The organism is Pyrinomonas sp. (genome assembly GCF_040289685.1).
Classification (GTDB): domain Bacteria; phylum Acidobacteriota; class Blastocatellia; order Pyrinomonadales; family Pyrinomonadaceae; genus Pyrinomonas.
In genome coordinates this window covers 67823-82618 of sequence record NZ_PSLQ01000003.1, presented here as the reverse complement: position 1 = coordinate 82618, position 14796 = coordinate 67823, and the positions used below count along the sequence as shown (strand labels likewise).

Annotated in this window: 10 protein-coding genes and 1 pseudogene; all 11 read right to left on the bottom strand. The window is 61.7% G+C overall.

Translation table 11 applies throughout. The features are described from left to right. Positions 1-64: 64 nt before the first annotated feature. Entirely contained in the window at positions 65-760 is a 696-nt protein-coding gene (locus C4334_RS01715; RefSeq protein WP_352430367.1) for an N-acetylmannosamine-6-phosphate 2-epimerase, read from the bottom strand. A gap of 29 nt (positions 761-789) precedes the next feature. Then, positions 790-1761: an N-acetylglucosamine kinase gene (locus C4334_RS01710; RefSeq protein ID WP_352430348.1), complete on the bottom strand. Its 972-nt coding sequence runs from the start codon at positions 1759-1761 to the stop codon at positions 790-792. 118 nt (positions 1762-1879) lie between these two features. Further along, a complete protein-coding gene (locus C4334_RS01705) occupies positions 1880-2242 on the bottom strand; it encodes a hypothetical protein (protein ID WP_352430347.1) in 363 nt (120 codons plus the stop codon). A 5-nt stretch (positions 2243-2247) separates the two neighbouring features. After that, positions 2248-4449 carry a hydantoinase/oxoprolinase family protein gene (locus C4334_RS01700; RefSeq protein ID WP_352430346.1) on the bottom strand — a complete coding sequence of 734 codons (2202 nt, stop codon included), beginning with the start codon at positions 4447-4449 and terminating at the stop codon, positions 2248-2250. 37 nt (positions 4450-4486) lie between these two features. After that, positions 4487-4711: a hypothetical protein gene (locus C4334_RS01695; RefSeq protein ID WP_352430345.1), complete on the bottom strand. Its 225-nt coding sequence runs from the start codon at positions 4709-4711 to the stop codon at positions 4487-4489. A 74-nt stretch (positions 4712-4785) separates the two neighbouring features. Continuing rightward, positions 4786-6465, bottom strand: a complete 1680-nt coding sequence (locus C4334_RS01690) for a glycoside hydrolase family 3 protein (RefSeq protein WP_352430344.1) — start codon at positions 6463-6465, stop codon at positions 4786-4788. Positions 6466-6590: 125 nt separating this feature from the next. Next, positions 6591-7733, bottom strand: a complete 1143-nt coding sequence (locus C4334_RS01685; protein ID WP_352430343.1) for a hypothetical protein — start codon at positions 7731-7733, stop codon at positions 6591-6593. Positions 7734-7776: 43 nt separating this feature from the next. Further along, entirely contained in the window at positions 7777-9060 is a 1284-nt protein-coding gene (locus C4334_RS01680) for a citrate transporter (RefSeq protein ID WP_352430342.1), read from the bottom strand. Between the two features lie 147 nt (positions 9061-9207). Then, the gene (locus C4334_RS01675) at positions 9208-10422 is read right to left on the bottom strand and encodes a hypothetical protein (RefSeq protein WP_352430341.1); all 1215 of its coding nucleotides are present in this window, start codon (positions 10420-10422) and stop codon (positions 9208-9210) included. 109 nt (positions 10423-10531) lie between these two features. Further along, positions 10532-14290 carry a TonB-dependent receptor gene (locus tag C4334_RS01670; protein WP_352430340.1) on the bottom strand — a complete coding sequence of 1253 codons (3759 nt, stop codon included), beginning with the start codon at positions 14288-14290 and terminating at the stop codon, positions 10532-10534. Positions 14291-14514: 224 nt separating this feature from the next. After that, positions 14515-14796 (bottom strand): annotated as a pseudogene (locus C4334_RS01665) (hypothetical protein); the annotation flags it as partial.

Sequence of the window (14796 nt, the reverse complement as noted above, 5' to 3'; positions counted from 1 at the left end):
TCTTTCAGCGGCCAGATGTCAATGGTGACGTCCCAGCCGTTCGCCGATCACGTTCCGAAAAAGCTCATTCCGGGGCGTCAGCGGCGCTCCTCGGCGTCGCCGCCACATAACGTCGGACCAACCAATCGACGCCGGTGATCGCCGTACCGACGCATACGGCGAAGGCGCCGCAATCGAAAGCTCGGCGCACGTCTTCCGGACTATGCAAACGCCCCTCACAAATGATCGGCGTATGTGGCAAACGGGTGCTCAACCTCTCGACCAACTCGAAGTCCGGCCCTTGACGACCCCGCGTTTCCGGAGTGTAGCCCGAAAGCGTCGTGCTGATGAAGTCCGCGCCGCACTCTTCCACCGCCGCGACGCCTTCCGTTTGAGTCGCGACGTCGGCGAGCACCGGCGCCCTCAGTTCTTCATGCACGCGAGCGATGATCTGCTTCAACGTCTCGCCCGATGGCCGCGGGCGAGACGTGCCATCGAGCGCGACCAAATCAGCGCCGCTTCGGATCACGCGCGAGGCGGCAGCGAAAGTCGGTGTGATGTAAACGTCGAAGCCATTGTGCGCGATCTTCTCTATGCCGAGCACGGGGATGGAAACGCGCGCGCGCACGACGCGGATGTTTTCTGGTCCATCTATTCGCACGCCGACGGCGCCATTTCTCTCGGCAGTGAGAGCCAGCGCAGCGATGATCTCAGGATGCGCAAGCGGCGATCCAATCGGAGCTTGACAAGAAACGATCAAGCCGCCACGCCAACGCGCCATCAAGTCGGCCAGTCTCTCTTCGAGGTTCCTCACCTTCTGCCAGTCCTTTCCAAGTTCGAGAGGATCTCTGCGGTCGGGCCACACCCGGCGGCGCGGTAGGCAAGCAACAGCGCGCCCACTGCGGGGTCGAAGCGCGGCGCGATCAGATGTGCTGCGGGCAATTGCGCGCGCAGCTCGTGGGCGAAAAGATCACGCACCATCTCGCCGCGAAAAACGCCGCCGACGCACGCCACTTTGCAAGTCTCGCATTGCAGCCGACGCGAACAGGCGACCACCAAACGAACCAGCCACGAAACCGCATCGCTCATGATCCGTTGCGCCACTGAATCGCCTTGACGAGCAGCGGTTTCCACTTCGACGGCGAAAGAGGCCAGCCGGTCGCGATCTATGCGCCCGGCGTAGATGGCGGCGGCGAGTTCGCGGAAATCTCCCGCGTTGAAGTGGCATAAAGCGCGTCCACCGAGACTCGTCAGTTCATCCAAGCCGTCTTCTGCATGGAGCGCGCGCCGCAACCCTTCGAGAGCGATCCAGTAACCGCTTCCCTCGTCGCCGAGCAGATAACCCCAACCTCCAGATCGAACGGCGCGCCCGCGACCATCTTCACCATAAACGACCGATCCCGTTCCGGCAATGACGACGATGCCCGGCTCAGCTCCGGTCGCACCGGCGAGCGCCGCCGGCGCGTCGTGCCCGACGACGAGACGGCGCGCACGCACAATGGAACGGATTACCTCCTCTTTGAAGTCCGCGCCGCCGGTCATCGCGCAGTGTGCGGCTTCAAATTCCACTTCCGCCGGATCGGCAGCGATCTTCGCTTCTCCGAGCGCCGCGCGGACGCTCTCGCCAACGGCGCGCGCGAGCCGTTGGCGCCCACCCGGCTGCTCGGCATGATTCGATGGTCCGCTGCGACCGCGACCGCGAATATGTCCGCGCGCATCGGCAACCACCGCTTCGGTGTGACTCTGTCCACCATCTATGCCGAGAAAGAATCGCCCGTTCATCGTCTCTTCAAACCCTCGCCGCGCAAGTAGGGTCGCTTTCGCCACGACCGCGCTCTTTCGCCTCGCGCACTCTCTCACCGAAGCGACGAGACCTTTCGTCCCCTTTGATCTCGCATCGTCATCGTTTCCAGAAACGCTCGCATTCCGCCGGATCGAACTGGAGTTCCAGCAGTTCGCGAACGAAATCGTGGATCAACCCTTCGTCGGCGCGCTTATCCTCTACGCCCCAGCGCGCAGCGAGCAAATGGCCCAGCTCATGCGCGACGATAATGCGCGCTAATCCATCGCGCGAAAACCACCCGCGGCGGTGCGGCGCGCGATCAAGCGCGGTCAGATTGACGCGAATCGTACACGCTTCGCATTCGCCGACGGTGACGAGCGGCCAGCGCGCGAAATCGATGCTCACGCCGAGCCGCCGCGCGATCTCATACACGTCGCGCGTGCCGAACTCTTCAACCGCCTTTTTTGCAAGCTCCGTCATCGCGCTCAAAGTGCGCGCGGCGCGACGATGATGATCAATTCTTCGCTTTCGGCGAAGCCTTCGAGTTCCGTTCGGGCCAGCGCGACGACCTGTTCGACATCGGCCAAACCGGAAAGATCGATGATGCGCGCGCGCACCAGAAGGTGCGTATCTGGAAGCGCGCGACCGGCGTCGCCGAAATCGGTCAAGCGCGCGATCGCCTCTTCGAGATCGCGCGCCACCGTGCCGACCTGCGAGCGGATGATCTCCGCATCGCTCCTTTGCAAACGGACCACGCCCGTATGGTCCAGCACACGCACCAGTTTGCGTTTCGTCTTCCACAGACCGAACAGCGCGCGTTCGCGTCGTTCGGCGACGAAGAGGCGGAAGAACGGTGTCTCTGTGAGCAACTCGACGGCGCTCGGCGCGACCTGCATCGAACGCGCAGCCGACAAGCGGCACGCTTCCAAATCGAGCGCCATCGCCGCGCGATCCTCTCTCTTCAATTCGGTCGTGCCGAAAGCGATGGCGCGCACTAGATTTCGGCGCGCGTCCACTTCGACCTGTACTTCCACCGTCTCGGGAAGCGCACCTGCTTTGATGGCTGCTTCCGCCGCTTCGCGCCGTACCTGTAGGATATCTTCGGGAGTCGGATCGACGATGTTCCTTTCAACCGTGTCGCGCACCATTGCGAGCGCGACGCCAATGGTCGAGATCACCTCCGCCTTGCGTGCGATGCGAAAAGGCAGATTCATCATGTGCGCCGTGAAAGGCACGAGGGCCGCCGCGCCACCGCCCCCACCGATCAGTTCGACCGTCGCGCGTTCGAGCTTGTATTCGACGATCAGTTCCCCGATCTGACGCGCGACCTTGCGACAAGCGATTTCGAGCACGCGCCGCGCAACCTCTTCTTCGCTCGTGTTCAAAGCCGCCGCGAGCGGACCGAAAGCTAAACGCGCGGCTTCCGTCTCCCCGCGCGCGAACGCGCCTTCGGGGATGACGCCGAGAAGGTTTGCGGCACAAGTCGGCGTCAACGCTAGCTTTTTGCCGTCGCGCGTTTCTACCGCAACGTAATCTTCCGCATCTTCGGGCGTCGGGCGCAGGTGGACCAGCTTCGCGCCGACCAGCTCCTTCGGTTCGGCAAAAGCGGCGTAGGGCAGACCGGCGATGTGCGCCGAACGCGGGCCGACCTCGACGATCTCGCCGCGTCGCTCGCGAATCAGGCTCCCGCCAGCGATGCCGAGCGTGCGCACGTCAAGCGTGTTCAGGAATGTCCGGTGGCCGCCGACGCGCGCCGCCCGCACTTGCGGTTGTCCATCGCGGATCACCGAGATATCGGCGCTCGTTCCGCCGACCTCGATGAAGATGCCATCGGAGACACGTTCGTACATCAGGGCGCCCGCGATTCCAGCGGCTGGACCAGAGAGCATCGTCATGATCGGGCGACGATGGACCTCATCAACGCTCATCACGCCGCCATCAGAGCGCATGATCATGAGCGGCGCGCCGATGCGCGCGCGCTCGACGCAACGTGCGGTCATCTCCGCCGTCTCAACCATCTTCGGCAGAATGGAACCGTTCAACACAGCGGTGCGCGTGCGCGTTCGCAGCCCGTACAACCCAGAGACCTCGTGGCCCGAAGTGGCAAACAAGCCCAGCGCACGAGCCGCTTCGACCACGCGCTCTTCGTTCTCAGGATGGTCCACGCCGAACGCTTGCGAAGCGACGATGACGCGCGCGCCGCCGCGGCGCAAGCTCTCGATGATGGCGCTCGCCTGCGCGTCGCTGATGCCGTTTGCCGTTTGAATGAACCGATGTTCTGGCCTAAGGACCTTTCCGGGCGCAAGCTCAATGGGCGGAACGCGCGTGTCGCGGCGCGCCTTCCACGCCTCAAGACCGCTGCCCATTCCGATGACGCCGACCGGCGCGACATCGCCCTCCAAAAGCGCATTGGTCGCTTGCGTCGTCGAGTGCGCGATGAAGATCACCTCTTCCGGCTCGATGCGAAGATCCACAAGCACGCGCTCGATCGCTTCGATGATGCCGCGCGCGACGCCTTCCGCAGCGCTGTGCGTCGTCGGAACCTTCAACTGTCCGATGACTTCGCGCGTCTCGTGGTCAACGACCACGGTGTCTGTGAATGTGCCGCCGACGTCGATGCCGACGCGAACACGCCGCCGCGTCGCTCGCGATTCGTTCGCCACCTCGCTGTTGCGCTCCGCACACATGATCCGACGTCCGCTCGACTCAGCAAGCGATAGCCATTCATCTCCTCTCGCGCTCTTCGGTGATGAACGCGACGCGCCAAACGCGCCGTTCGTTCATCGCCTCTTTATCAACGCCGGCTGGCCACGCAGCATTGAGATAGTGGGCCCGATCATGCTCACAAGCGCTTCGATACATCGCTGGCTGGGATCCCGCTCCGAGATCGAACGCTGGAACCAGCCCACAGACTCGCCCGAACAGCATCTCGATCGCATCGAACGCCATCTCAAAGCCCTCTTCAGACCCACATCGCCGCAACAACTTTGACCGCCTTCGACGTTCAGCGGCTTTCCGCCCGCTTACTTCCGAGCTTTTTCCGTTCTTGTGCCCAGAGGTTGCGTCCGCAGTCCAGCGCCGATCTCGAACATGCCTGGGATGCCAACAGGCAAGCGGCCAGCGACTTCAATCTCACCGAAGAGCGCACGCACGGCGGCCTCCTGCGCCACATCTTCGATGGCGTAGGCGGTCATGTACACTGGGGCATCCGGGAACTGACGGATTAGGTACGGACTGCCGAAGGCGATTACCGCCGTCCGCTTGCCGAGCGCGAGAAGGCGGCGGATGAACTCGGCTTGCTGGTCAGGCAATGCGACTGTTCCCTTGAGCGCGGCGCGCTTGACGAACGAAGCGACGATGATGGTCTCGGCTCGCGACGCTTCTGCGATCATCGCTCGGTATTCGGCCTCGGTCGTGCGCGGATCGACCTTGAGTATGCGCGCGCCTTTTGCGCGCCGCCCGATCTGCGGGATCAGCGCTCTTCCCTCTTCCGGATCATCATCTGCAGCGATGACGATCCAGAGCGCGCTAGCGGCTTGCGACTGGTCCAGCGGGAGCAACCCGCCCTCGTTTCGCAGCAGCGTCATGGAACGCTCGGCGACGCGGCGCGCCTCCTGAAAGTTCTCCGGTCTTTCCACCAGACGATTAACAGCGTTCGGATCGACCGTTCTTCTCTGGACCAATCCCAATCGGTACTTGGCGCGCAACAGACGGCGAACCGATTCGTCGATCCTTTTCTCTTCGATCTCACCACGCCGCACGGCTGATTCAATGGCGTCAATCGCGGCGGTCGGATCCGGTGGCAGCAGGGCCACATCGGCTCCGGCTTTGATCGCGCGCACGGCTGCCTCCGCCCCCGGATAGTTCTTCGTGATCGCGCCCATCCCCAGCGAGTCCGTAACGATGATGCCGCCGAAGCGCAACTCTCCGCGCAGAAGATCGGTCGTGATCTGCGGCGAGAGCGTTGCCGGATGTCGGTCGCCCGTGACCTTCGGCAAAGCGACGTGTGCCGTCATGATCGCATCAACGCCCGCTTCGATGGCGGCGCGAAACGGCACAAGTTCCACTCGATCGAGACGCGCGCGATCGACCTCGATCGTCGCCAGCCCGATGTGCGAGTCGGTTGCCGTGTCGCCGTGACCGGGGAAGTGTTTGGCCGTGGCCAACGCGCCACCATCGCGCACGCCGCGCACGAAAGCGGCGACGAAACGCGCGACCTGTTGCGGATCGGCGCCGAAACTGCGAACGTTGATCACAGGGTTGTCGGGGTTGTTGTTGATGTCGGCGACCGGCGCGTAGAGCCAATGAACGCCGATGGCGCGCATCTCTTCGGCGATGATGCGCCCTTGACGATACGCCGCTTGCACGTCGCCCGTTGCCGCCACGCCCATGTTGTTCGTAAAGGGCGTGCCGTTCTTCATCTGCATGCGCAGCCCACGTTCGTAATCGGCGGCGATCAGAAGCGGAAGCTTCGAAAGGCGCTGCATCTCATTGGTCAACGCGGCGACCTCGTTGGGGCTACCGCCGCGTACGATGAAGCCGCCAACGCGATTCTGTTCGATCTGGCGTCGCACCTCGGCGAAACGCTCGCTGTCGAAGTTCATGAATTCGCTCGACGCGGCGACGACGATCATCTGCCCGATCTTCTCGCGCAAAGAGAGGGCGCGCAGCGTCGCCTCGACCCACGCTCTTTCGTTCGACACATCCTTCTGTCTCCAGGCAAATAGCGGCGCGTCGCTGAGCAGCAGGACCAGAACCAAGAGCCCGCCCAAAACTTTTCCGCCCGCCGCATCGCACCGCTTTGCACGCTCGCTCCTTCTTCCCATCGTCATTTAGCTTTACCTCGGATGTCGATCTTCTCTGCGCCGCGCGCTTCATCCGTCACGACGACGCGCACATGCTCGGGCGATGGACAGCGCATGTCGGTCAGGCGCGCTCGCGTCATCGGCAAACGCACGGCGGTCGCTCCTTCACCGCGCAGCAAGTGGACCTCCAGCCATTCGGCGCCGGTCACCTGCGCTTCGGTCGGCTGCGCAGGCTTGCCTTCATTGTACCTTTGATCGATGGCATTGACCCGCTTGAACTGGCGCGGGATACGCGGTTGAAATCCGCGCGCATCGAACTCCGTTTGAAAGATCCGTTTCGGCTGTGGACCAGCATCGGCCACGACCAAACGCAATTTTCCCGGACCAGCGACCAGAACGGCCATCGTCACCACGTCTCCGGGCCGCCAGTAGAATTCAGGCTGGGCTGGCGCTTCCGCCCAACGTTCGTTGCGCCAGAACGGATGCCAAGCGTCGCGCACGGCGCTCCGTTTGCCCTTCTCATCGACCGAAAAGGACCAGGTAAGTCCGGCATCAATCTCCTGCTCTCCTGCGCGACCGCCCATGTAGACGGAGAAGTTATCGAGCGGTTGACCGTCTTTCGGATCGAGACGCGCCGGGTCCGTCTGCGGCTGGCCAAGTTTGACGACGCCGATGATACCGGTCCAGCGATCGAAACTCGAAACCGCCTTGCGGTAGTAAGCGCCTGGGAAGCATGGCAGCTGAGCGGCGGGCGGCACTTCCGCCGCGCTTTCGGTCGAACCGGCAATCCTCACTGCGTCACCGACCTTCAGATGCGCGATGATCCAGCGTCGCGCCGCGCCGTGCGCGCTCAGGACGAAACCCTCTTTGCCGATAGCGACCGGGCCGGGATCGCTTTTGCCGTCCAAATAGACGGCCTTCGCGCGATCGCGGATTTCGACCACTTTGCCGCCGACGACGTAAACATCGACGCCCGAAGCGTTGGGCGGATCCTTGCGATATTTTTCGGGCGAGTAGATGACAAGCTGATCGTCGCGCCGCACGACGTCTTTGCCGCTGACGACGTAGCTTGCGCCGTCTGGCGCGAAGACCATCTCCGACGTTTTCTGCCCGCGCGCTGCCGAAGCGAGCAGCAGAAGGACAAGTAGCATGCCAAGCGTGCGCATTACGATCTCCTCTCTTTTGGACTTCAATCCACGTTCAGAAACTCTAAAGGAACATCAACGCGCCGAGAACGAGTCCGCACAAGCAGACGAGCATCATCGTCGCAAGCGAAGCGCGCGTGATCTCTTCGACGCGCACTCCGGCGTAGTTCGCCACCCAAACGTTCTGCGTGTTGGTCGGGTCGCAAACGTTCTGCACCTGCACCACCGACATGATCGCCGCAAGAAGCGCGAGCGGCGGCAAAGCTCCAGCCGCGAACATGATCGAGTAGACGCCGATGCCGACGCCGAACGGATTGAGCGGCCCGCGATAGAGCGCCAGCGGCGAAAGCAGACCGAAAAAGAGCACGTAAGCGACGGGCGAACGCAAAGGGACGGTGGCGACGAGCGGCGTCAACGCTTCCCTCACAACAGGAAGAGTGAGCGCGTTTAGAAGCATTCCGATGCCGATCATCAAGATGGCTGCCGGAGCGCCATCTTCAACGCCGCGCACGGCTGCTGCCGATAGCGTGCGAACGGCGACGCGCGGTTCAGTCAACAGCACGCCGAAGAGCGCCCCCGCGAGAAAGGCCGGAAGCTCACGCCAACCGAACCCGACGTAGAGCACGAGCGGCACGAAGGGCGTCAAAAAGGCGATCAACGGAACGCGCTTTTTCCTCGCCTCACGGGCGAGCAGCTCTTCTTTAGCCGCCACAGCCCAGAGACGAAGTTCTGGGGCGCGCTGCGCGGCGATGAAGACATAGATGGCAACGGCCACCGCCGTGATAAGGCAAAGTCCAAACGCAAAGCGCGCTACCTCCGGCGGGAGCGGGGCATCTGGAGCGATCTGCAAAAGTTCCCGGTAAAGACGCCAGAGCGCGATATTGAAGACGAAGCCGGTGGCAAACGCCATTAGGAAGAAGACAGCGGCGAGCCTTCTCGGAATCCCAAGGCTCATCATGATCGGAAGCACGAGCGAACCGACCATGATGATCGCGCCGAGCCCTGTGAGCGAGGTGAAGAGAATGGCCGTGACGATCATCAACGCGGCAGCGACGATCATGGGACGATCGCCGCCGTACTCAGCCGCGCGTTTGATGATCTCTTCGGCGATGCGCGTCTGAATCATCACGCGCCCGAGCATCGCGCCAGCGAAGACGGCGACATAAGCGGGCGCGAGTTTGACGGCCCCGGCAGCGATCACGTCGTTGAGGATCACCGAAGGAGGCGCCCCGACCAGAATGGCAACCGCCACAGCCATCGCCGGCACGGCGATGATCGCCGGGATGACGCGCGCGAACATCAACGCGGCGAACAGCGCGAAGATCAAAAGGAGCAAAATCCCAAGCATAAGTTCTCACCAGCGAGGGCGCGCGACCGATGAATCGTTTCGCACTTCACGCTCGCCTTTCACCTCGACAAGCACACGGCCCATGAAAACGTCCTCGCCTTTCCACAGCGGTTAAGCATCGGAACCGTTTCGCTCGCGACGAGGAGTTCAATTGTTGAGCGCGATCGATTGTAGAAGATTTCCGCCGCTCGGTCCGCCCAGCACGAACATGGCTTCGTAGCTGACGGTGCTGCCCGGCGCGACCGAGAAGCTGTAGTATCTGACGTTCGATCCTGCCGAAACGACCATGCTGCGCCAAACGCCGTCGCTGCCTCGGTAAGCGATCGCGGCGCTTGCCGAAGGGTTGGCTTTCAAGTTGACTGAAAGCTGACGCGTCTTCGCCCCCACATTGGTCACTTTGCCCTTGACGACGTAGACCACTCCCCAGTTTCCGAGGTTCGGGTATTTCCCCTCGCCGTCTGAGCGAGAGAAAGGGTCGATCCGTCCCCAGCCCGGCATGTCGAAAGCGAACATGTCGCTGGCGACGGCGTTGGCGTTGTTTGCTGGACCGATGTTCGTGTACCAACCATTGGGGCGAATCACAGAGCTTCCATACGCGCCCGAGTTCAAGTCGTAGCTCCGGTAACTGACGGCGAGGACGCCCGCCGGATCACCATCACCGACGACGAAATCGACATCGGCGGCGATGGCCATTGTGTTCGGATTGAGTCCTTTGTAAACGCGCGCCTCATCTGTTCCGTCCGGCTCGATGCGCCGCACGTACCCGATGTACGTCGTCGAACCATCGAGCGCGCCGAAACTTCGATAAGCGATGTGATTGATCGTTACGCTGCCGCCATCAACGTTGAAATCGATGACGCCGCTAAAAAAGGTGTTGTTGGCAACCGCTGCATCCTGACGCATCAACCACAGCACGCGCCCCGGCCCGACCGTGTAGGAAGTGCCCGACGTCGAGTAATTGCTGAGCATTTGCGCGAAAGGCCGCCCCCCTTGGACGCTCGCTTCGAACCCACTTCCTTGCACCGTGACGGTTACCGAAGTCGAGTTCGGATTGTAGAGCTGTATGCCGTAGCCGATGGTGAAGCCCGTGCGGTTGAGGTGTTCGAAGTAGCAACGCTGTTTGCCCTGCACGCCGGTCGCGCGCATGATCGCAGCATCGCCGTAATTGCTGTCGCCGAGATCAGCGGCAGTGATCTGTTCGGGGTTGTTGACGTAGATCAACGCGCGCCCACCGCCCTGCACGTACTTGATCTCAGGAACGGTCGCGCCCCTCACACCGACGCCTGAAATCAGCGCCATCGAGGCGATGAAGACCATGGCGAACACCCCACTCGTTCCACAAAGGTTCGACTCCTTTTTCATGCGCCCTCCTGCGATGCGCAAAAAGCGGGGTCGGGCGATCGCGGGGCCGCAAAGAGCGCGTTTGCCTTCGGCCCCGCGAAAACGCCTAGAACGTGTATCGCACGACGAGTTAGATGGTGCGTGGACTATTCCCTTGCGTCGTGACCTGACCGAACCCAGGCGAGGCGTTCGGGTTGTTCGCCAGATTCGGCACCGGCGCGATGCTGACGTTGGCCGCCGGCGTTCCGAACACGACGAAGTTAAAGGCGTTCAGGAACTCCGCTCGCAACTGCAATTTCTGCCGCCCCTCGTTCCAAAAGAAGTTCTTCAACACGGACAAGTTGACGTTCTTGTAGGTGTCGCGCCGCACATCGTCATAGGTTCGCGCCGCGTTGCCGAACTGAAAATCTGGCGGAACGGCGAAGGCGTCAGTGTTTATCACAGGCAGGCCAGCGCGCGCGTTCTGCCGATATTTCGAACCGGACAGCTCCGCACTGACGCCGGGCACGCGATCAGGGCGCCGAGTAGCGTTGCCGATGCCGGCCAGTCCTGAAACCGGGAAACCAGCGACGACAACCTGGAAGGGCGCGCCAGATTGGTAGAAGATCGAGCCGCTCACTTGCCAACCGCCGACGAGAAGGTTCGCCACACCGTTTAGGTCACTGGCGAAACGTCGCTTGCGCCCGAACGGTAGCTCGTAGGTGAAGTTCATGGTCAAGCGATGTGGCACATCGAGCGTTGAATAGGAATATTCCTTTGGGAAGCTGTAGATATCCTCGACAGCGGTTGGGTCGAAGAAGGCCGCCCCATTGCCCACGCCTCCTGTATCGAGCAGCTTGGACCAAACGTAGTTAACCACTGCCGAAAGTCCATCGCTGAACCTCTTTTGTAAGTTGACGACGCCCGCATGGTAGGTGCTGAATCCCATGTGCGGACGGAAAAGGGTTACGGATTGATACTGTGGGAACGGACGCAGAAGTTGACTGCGCGGCACGGTTGAAGCGTTAAGTGCGGTCCCTGGCAACAGCCCAGCAAACGGGTTGGGAACCTGTTGCGTAAAGAACTGCGCCACGCTCGTGCAAGCCGCATTGGGATTAGTGGGAGTCGGACACGAACCGGGCACTCCTACGCTGGCGCGCGCGATGTCGAGGTAAAAAGGCGGCAACTGATTCAGGTTCAGCCCTTGAATGGGTAGGCGCACGCCGCGACTGCCGACGTAACCGACGTCAAGCACGAGGTTGCGCGCCAGCTCCCGTTGTATGACGAGATTCCATTGCTGGTTGTAAGCGGTGCGTCTCGTCGGTTCAACGACGATCACCGAGTCGCCGAGTCTGGTCCGAGCGCCGAGCGCCGTCCCTGTCGGACGCGCCAGCCCCGCTGGAAACGGATTGGTCAAGAAGACCGTCGAAGGGCCAACTTGCGACGTGCCAGATGTTTGCGTTAGCGTCGTGCTGAAATTGACGCTCTGCGCGCTCGGCGCTTCCAAAGACAACGGCAGGTAAAAGATCCCGTATCCACCGCGCAGCGTCGTCTTGCCGTTGAGGCTGTAAGCGAAGCCGACGCGCGGCGCGAAACGGTTCCGGTTAGCGCGCGTCTGTGGCCCATTGACGAAGCGAAGCAACCCGCGAAGATCGGTGAAGTTCGGGCGCAAACGCTGCACCACCGGATCCGAAGGTTGCGGAACGTTTCCGGCCAGCGGCGATGGGGCCGCAAGATCGAAGTTGGTGATCAATCCGTGCGACTCAGCCGTGCCCGTTTCGATTTCCCAACGCAAGCCTAGATTCAACGTCAAGTCTCGCCGTACCTTGTAATCGTCTTGGAAGAAGGCGGCAGCATAGTGTTTGTAGATGGTAATCGGCGCGACCGATTCGAACGAACCGCCCGCAGGAAGCCCTAACAAGAAAGAGGCGAGCGATGAACCGGCGGCGTTGGTCGGCGAAGGCGTGACCGCTGGGTTTGGCCCCAAGGTGAACCCGCGCGAGAAGGTGAAGTTGCCTGTGGGATTGAAAAACTGGAACGGGTAGAAGCGATACAAACGATATTCAGCGCCGGTCTTGATGTTATGCGCACCGCGTATGATCGTTACCGAGTCGGCCACCATGTGCGTATCTCGCGGCTGATCGTTTCCCGCTCCGCCGATCGTGCTGCTGGTGATCTCGCCAGCGAGAGTGGCTCCTTGCGCCCCGCCGCCGATGGTGAAGTTGGGGAACTTGAGCACCGGGGCCGAGTCGCGGATGTAAGTCGGCAAGCCGAGCACCGTCGGATCGAAGCCTAGACTGGCCGGAATCTGGTTCGCATGGGCGCGCGTGTAACCGTAACGAAGATTGTTGATGACCGACGAAGTGAAAACGTAAACGTGGTTGAAAGTGAAATTGAAGAAGCGGTCGCGTATGGTGCGCGCATCCGCAGCGGGCGTCCCGAAGTAGTTCGGCAGCTGGTCCAGCCGCTTCTCGAAGCTGAAACGCCCGAAGAGACTCTGCTTATCGGAGATCTTGCGATCAATGCGCGCGGCCACGATGTCGCGCGTAAAGCGCGTGCGCGCGTTGAAGATGTAATTGTTGACCAGTCCCGGCTGGTTGGGCAGTGGGATGTATTTCAAAACCTCCAACGCGACCGGATCGAGACAGGCGGACGTGCGCGGTCCCGGCTGACAAACCGGCAGCAGATCGAGTCTGTTGCCCGGAATGGGCCGGCGTTGCCCGTTGATCAGCGGCGCATAAGGATCGTAGATCTGCCCGAAGAGGGCCGGAGAACCATCCGGATTGGTGATGCCCGGGCGCGGCGGTCCGAGCAGTTCGGATAAGTCTCCGCGACGCATCTTTTCTGTCGGCAGAGTCAGTTCACGCGAGAAAGGATTGCGCTCGCGTCTAGCCTCGTAGTTGAAGAAGAAGAAGGTCGTCTTCTTGCCGCTATAGTAAGCTGGCCCGCCTTCGCCGAAACGCGGGAGATAGACTGGACCGCCGACAGCGCCGCCGAACTGGTGACGCGAGACATCAATGCGCGGCAAGACTGGCTGCCCGTTGGCCAATACGCCGCGCCGGTTGCGCGCCCATCCGTTCGCATTCAGATTTCCGTCGGTGAAGTACTCGTATAGCGCGCCGTGGAAACGTTTCGTTCCAGCGCGGGTGGCGATGTTGACGATGCCGCCAGCAGTGCGCCCGAACTCTGCCGGAGCGACTCCTGACTGCACTTTGAACTCGCGAATCGAATCCTGTGGCGGCGAGACAGCGACGCCGTTGAAATCGCCGATGGTGTTGGCCACGCCGTCGAGCAAGACGTCATTGGAAGAGGCACGCCCCCCAGTGAGAGCGAAGTTCGAATCGAAGAAGTTGCGGTTGCCTGCCGAACCGACTGCGCTATCCGCATTGCCAAGCGCAAGGGCGGCGTCGATCGTTCCGGGAACGAGGTTGACGAACGAGAAGATGTTGCGGTTGTCCGAAGGCAGGTCTTCGATCAACTTGTTCTCAACTGTGGTCTCCAAGCCAGAACTCTCCGTGATGAGCAGCGGAGTTGTCTCGCCCGAAATCTCGACCACTTCCTGCACCGTTGCGCTCAAAGTGAAATCGATGGCCGCTTTTTGCGCAACTTCCAGTCGAATGTTCTGCCGCGTCTGGCGCGCGAAGCCCGCTCCTTCGACGCTGATGTCATAAACGCCCGGTGGCAGAAAAGGCACCGTGTAGCGCCCATCGCCATCGGTCGTCACGGTGCGAGTCGCGCCCGTCTCTTTTGAAACAACCGTCACGGTCGCGCCGGGGACGACAGCGCCCGTCGGATCGGTCACCGTGCCCGTGACCGTAGCGGTGAACGTTTGCCCCCTGCCAGCGACGGCCAAAAGGACTAGGCAGAGCAGCGCGGTCGGGATCAAAAACTGCGTTTTACGGTTTCTCATGGTCGATCTCCTTCAAGCAACGAGAAAAGTTCGGTCACGCTCCTCAACGCATCTCGATTCCGCATTCGCGTCAGCCCTAAGCGCGACGCGGAAGCGTCGAAAGAGCGACGAGACGCCGCCTCGGACTGGAAGTTCGGCTGGCCTCGGTGCAAAGTTCACTTGACGCGCGGTTCGATCCACATCCATGGCACGTTCGGCGAGCCACTCGCAAAACCAAACTCCCTTCAACGTCCGCCCGGCGAAGAGTTCGGTCTCGCGCCGAGTCCGAACTCTTCAGGCGCGGGCAACGTCCACGTCCGCTCGTACTGACGCAGGGCTTCGTCGAGTTCGCGGCTCTTGTTCAGCCACTTGATAGCCATCGCGTCGTAGCGTGCGAGCACGCTTTCCAACCAGTACGGCCTGTTTTCGCGCAACCATTGTTCGCGGTAAGCGCGCTTCAATTCGGTCAACTCCTCGGCCATTTCACGCAGATCGTTGTAAATAGCGCCCGTGTAGCGCGCGAGCCA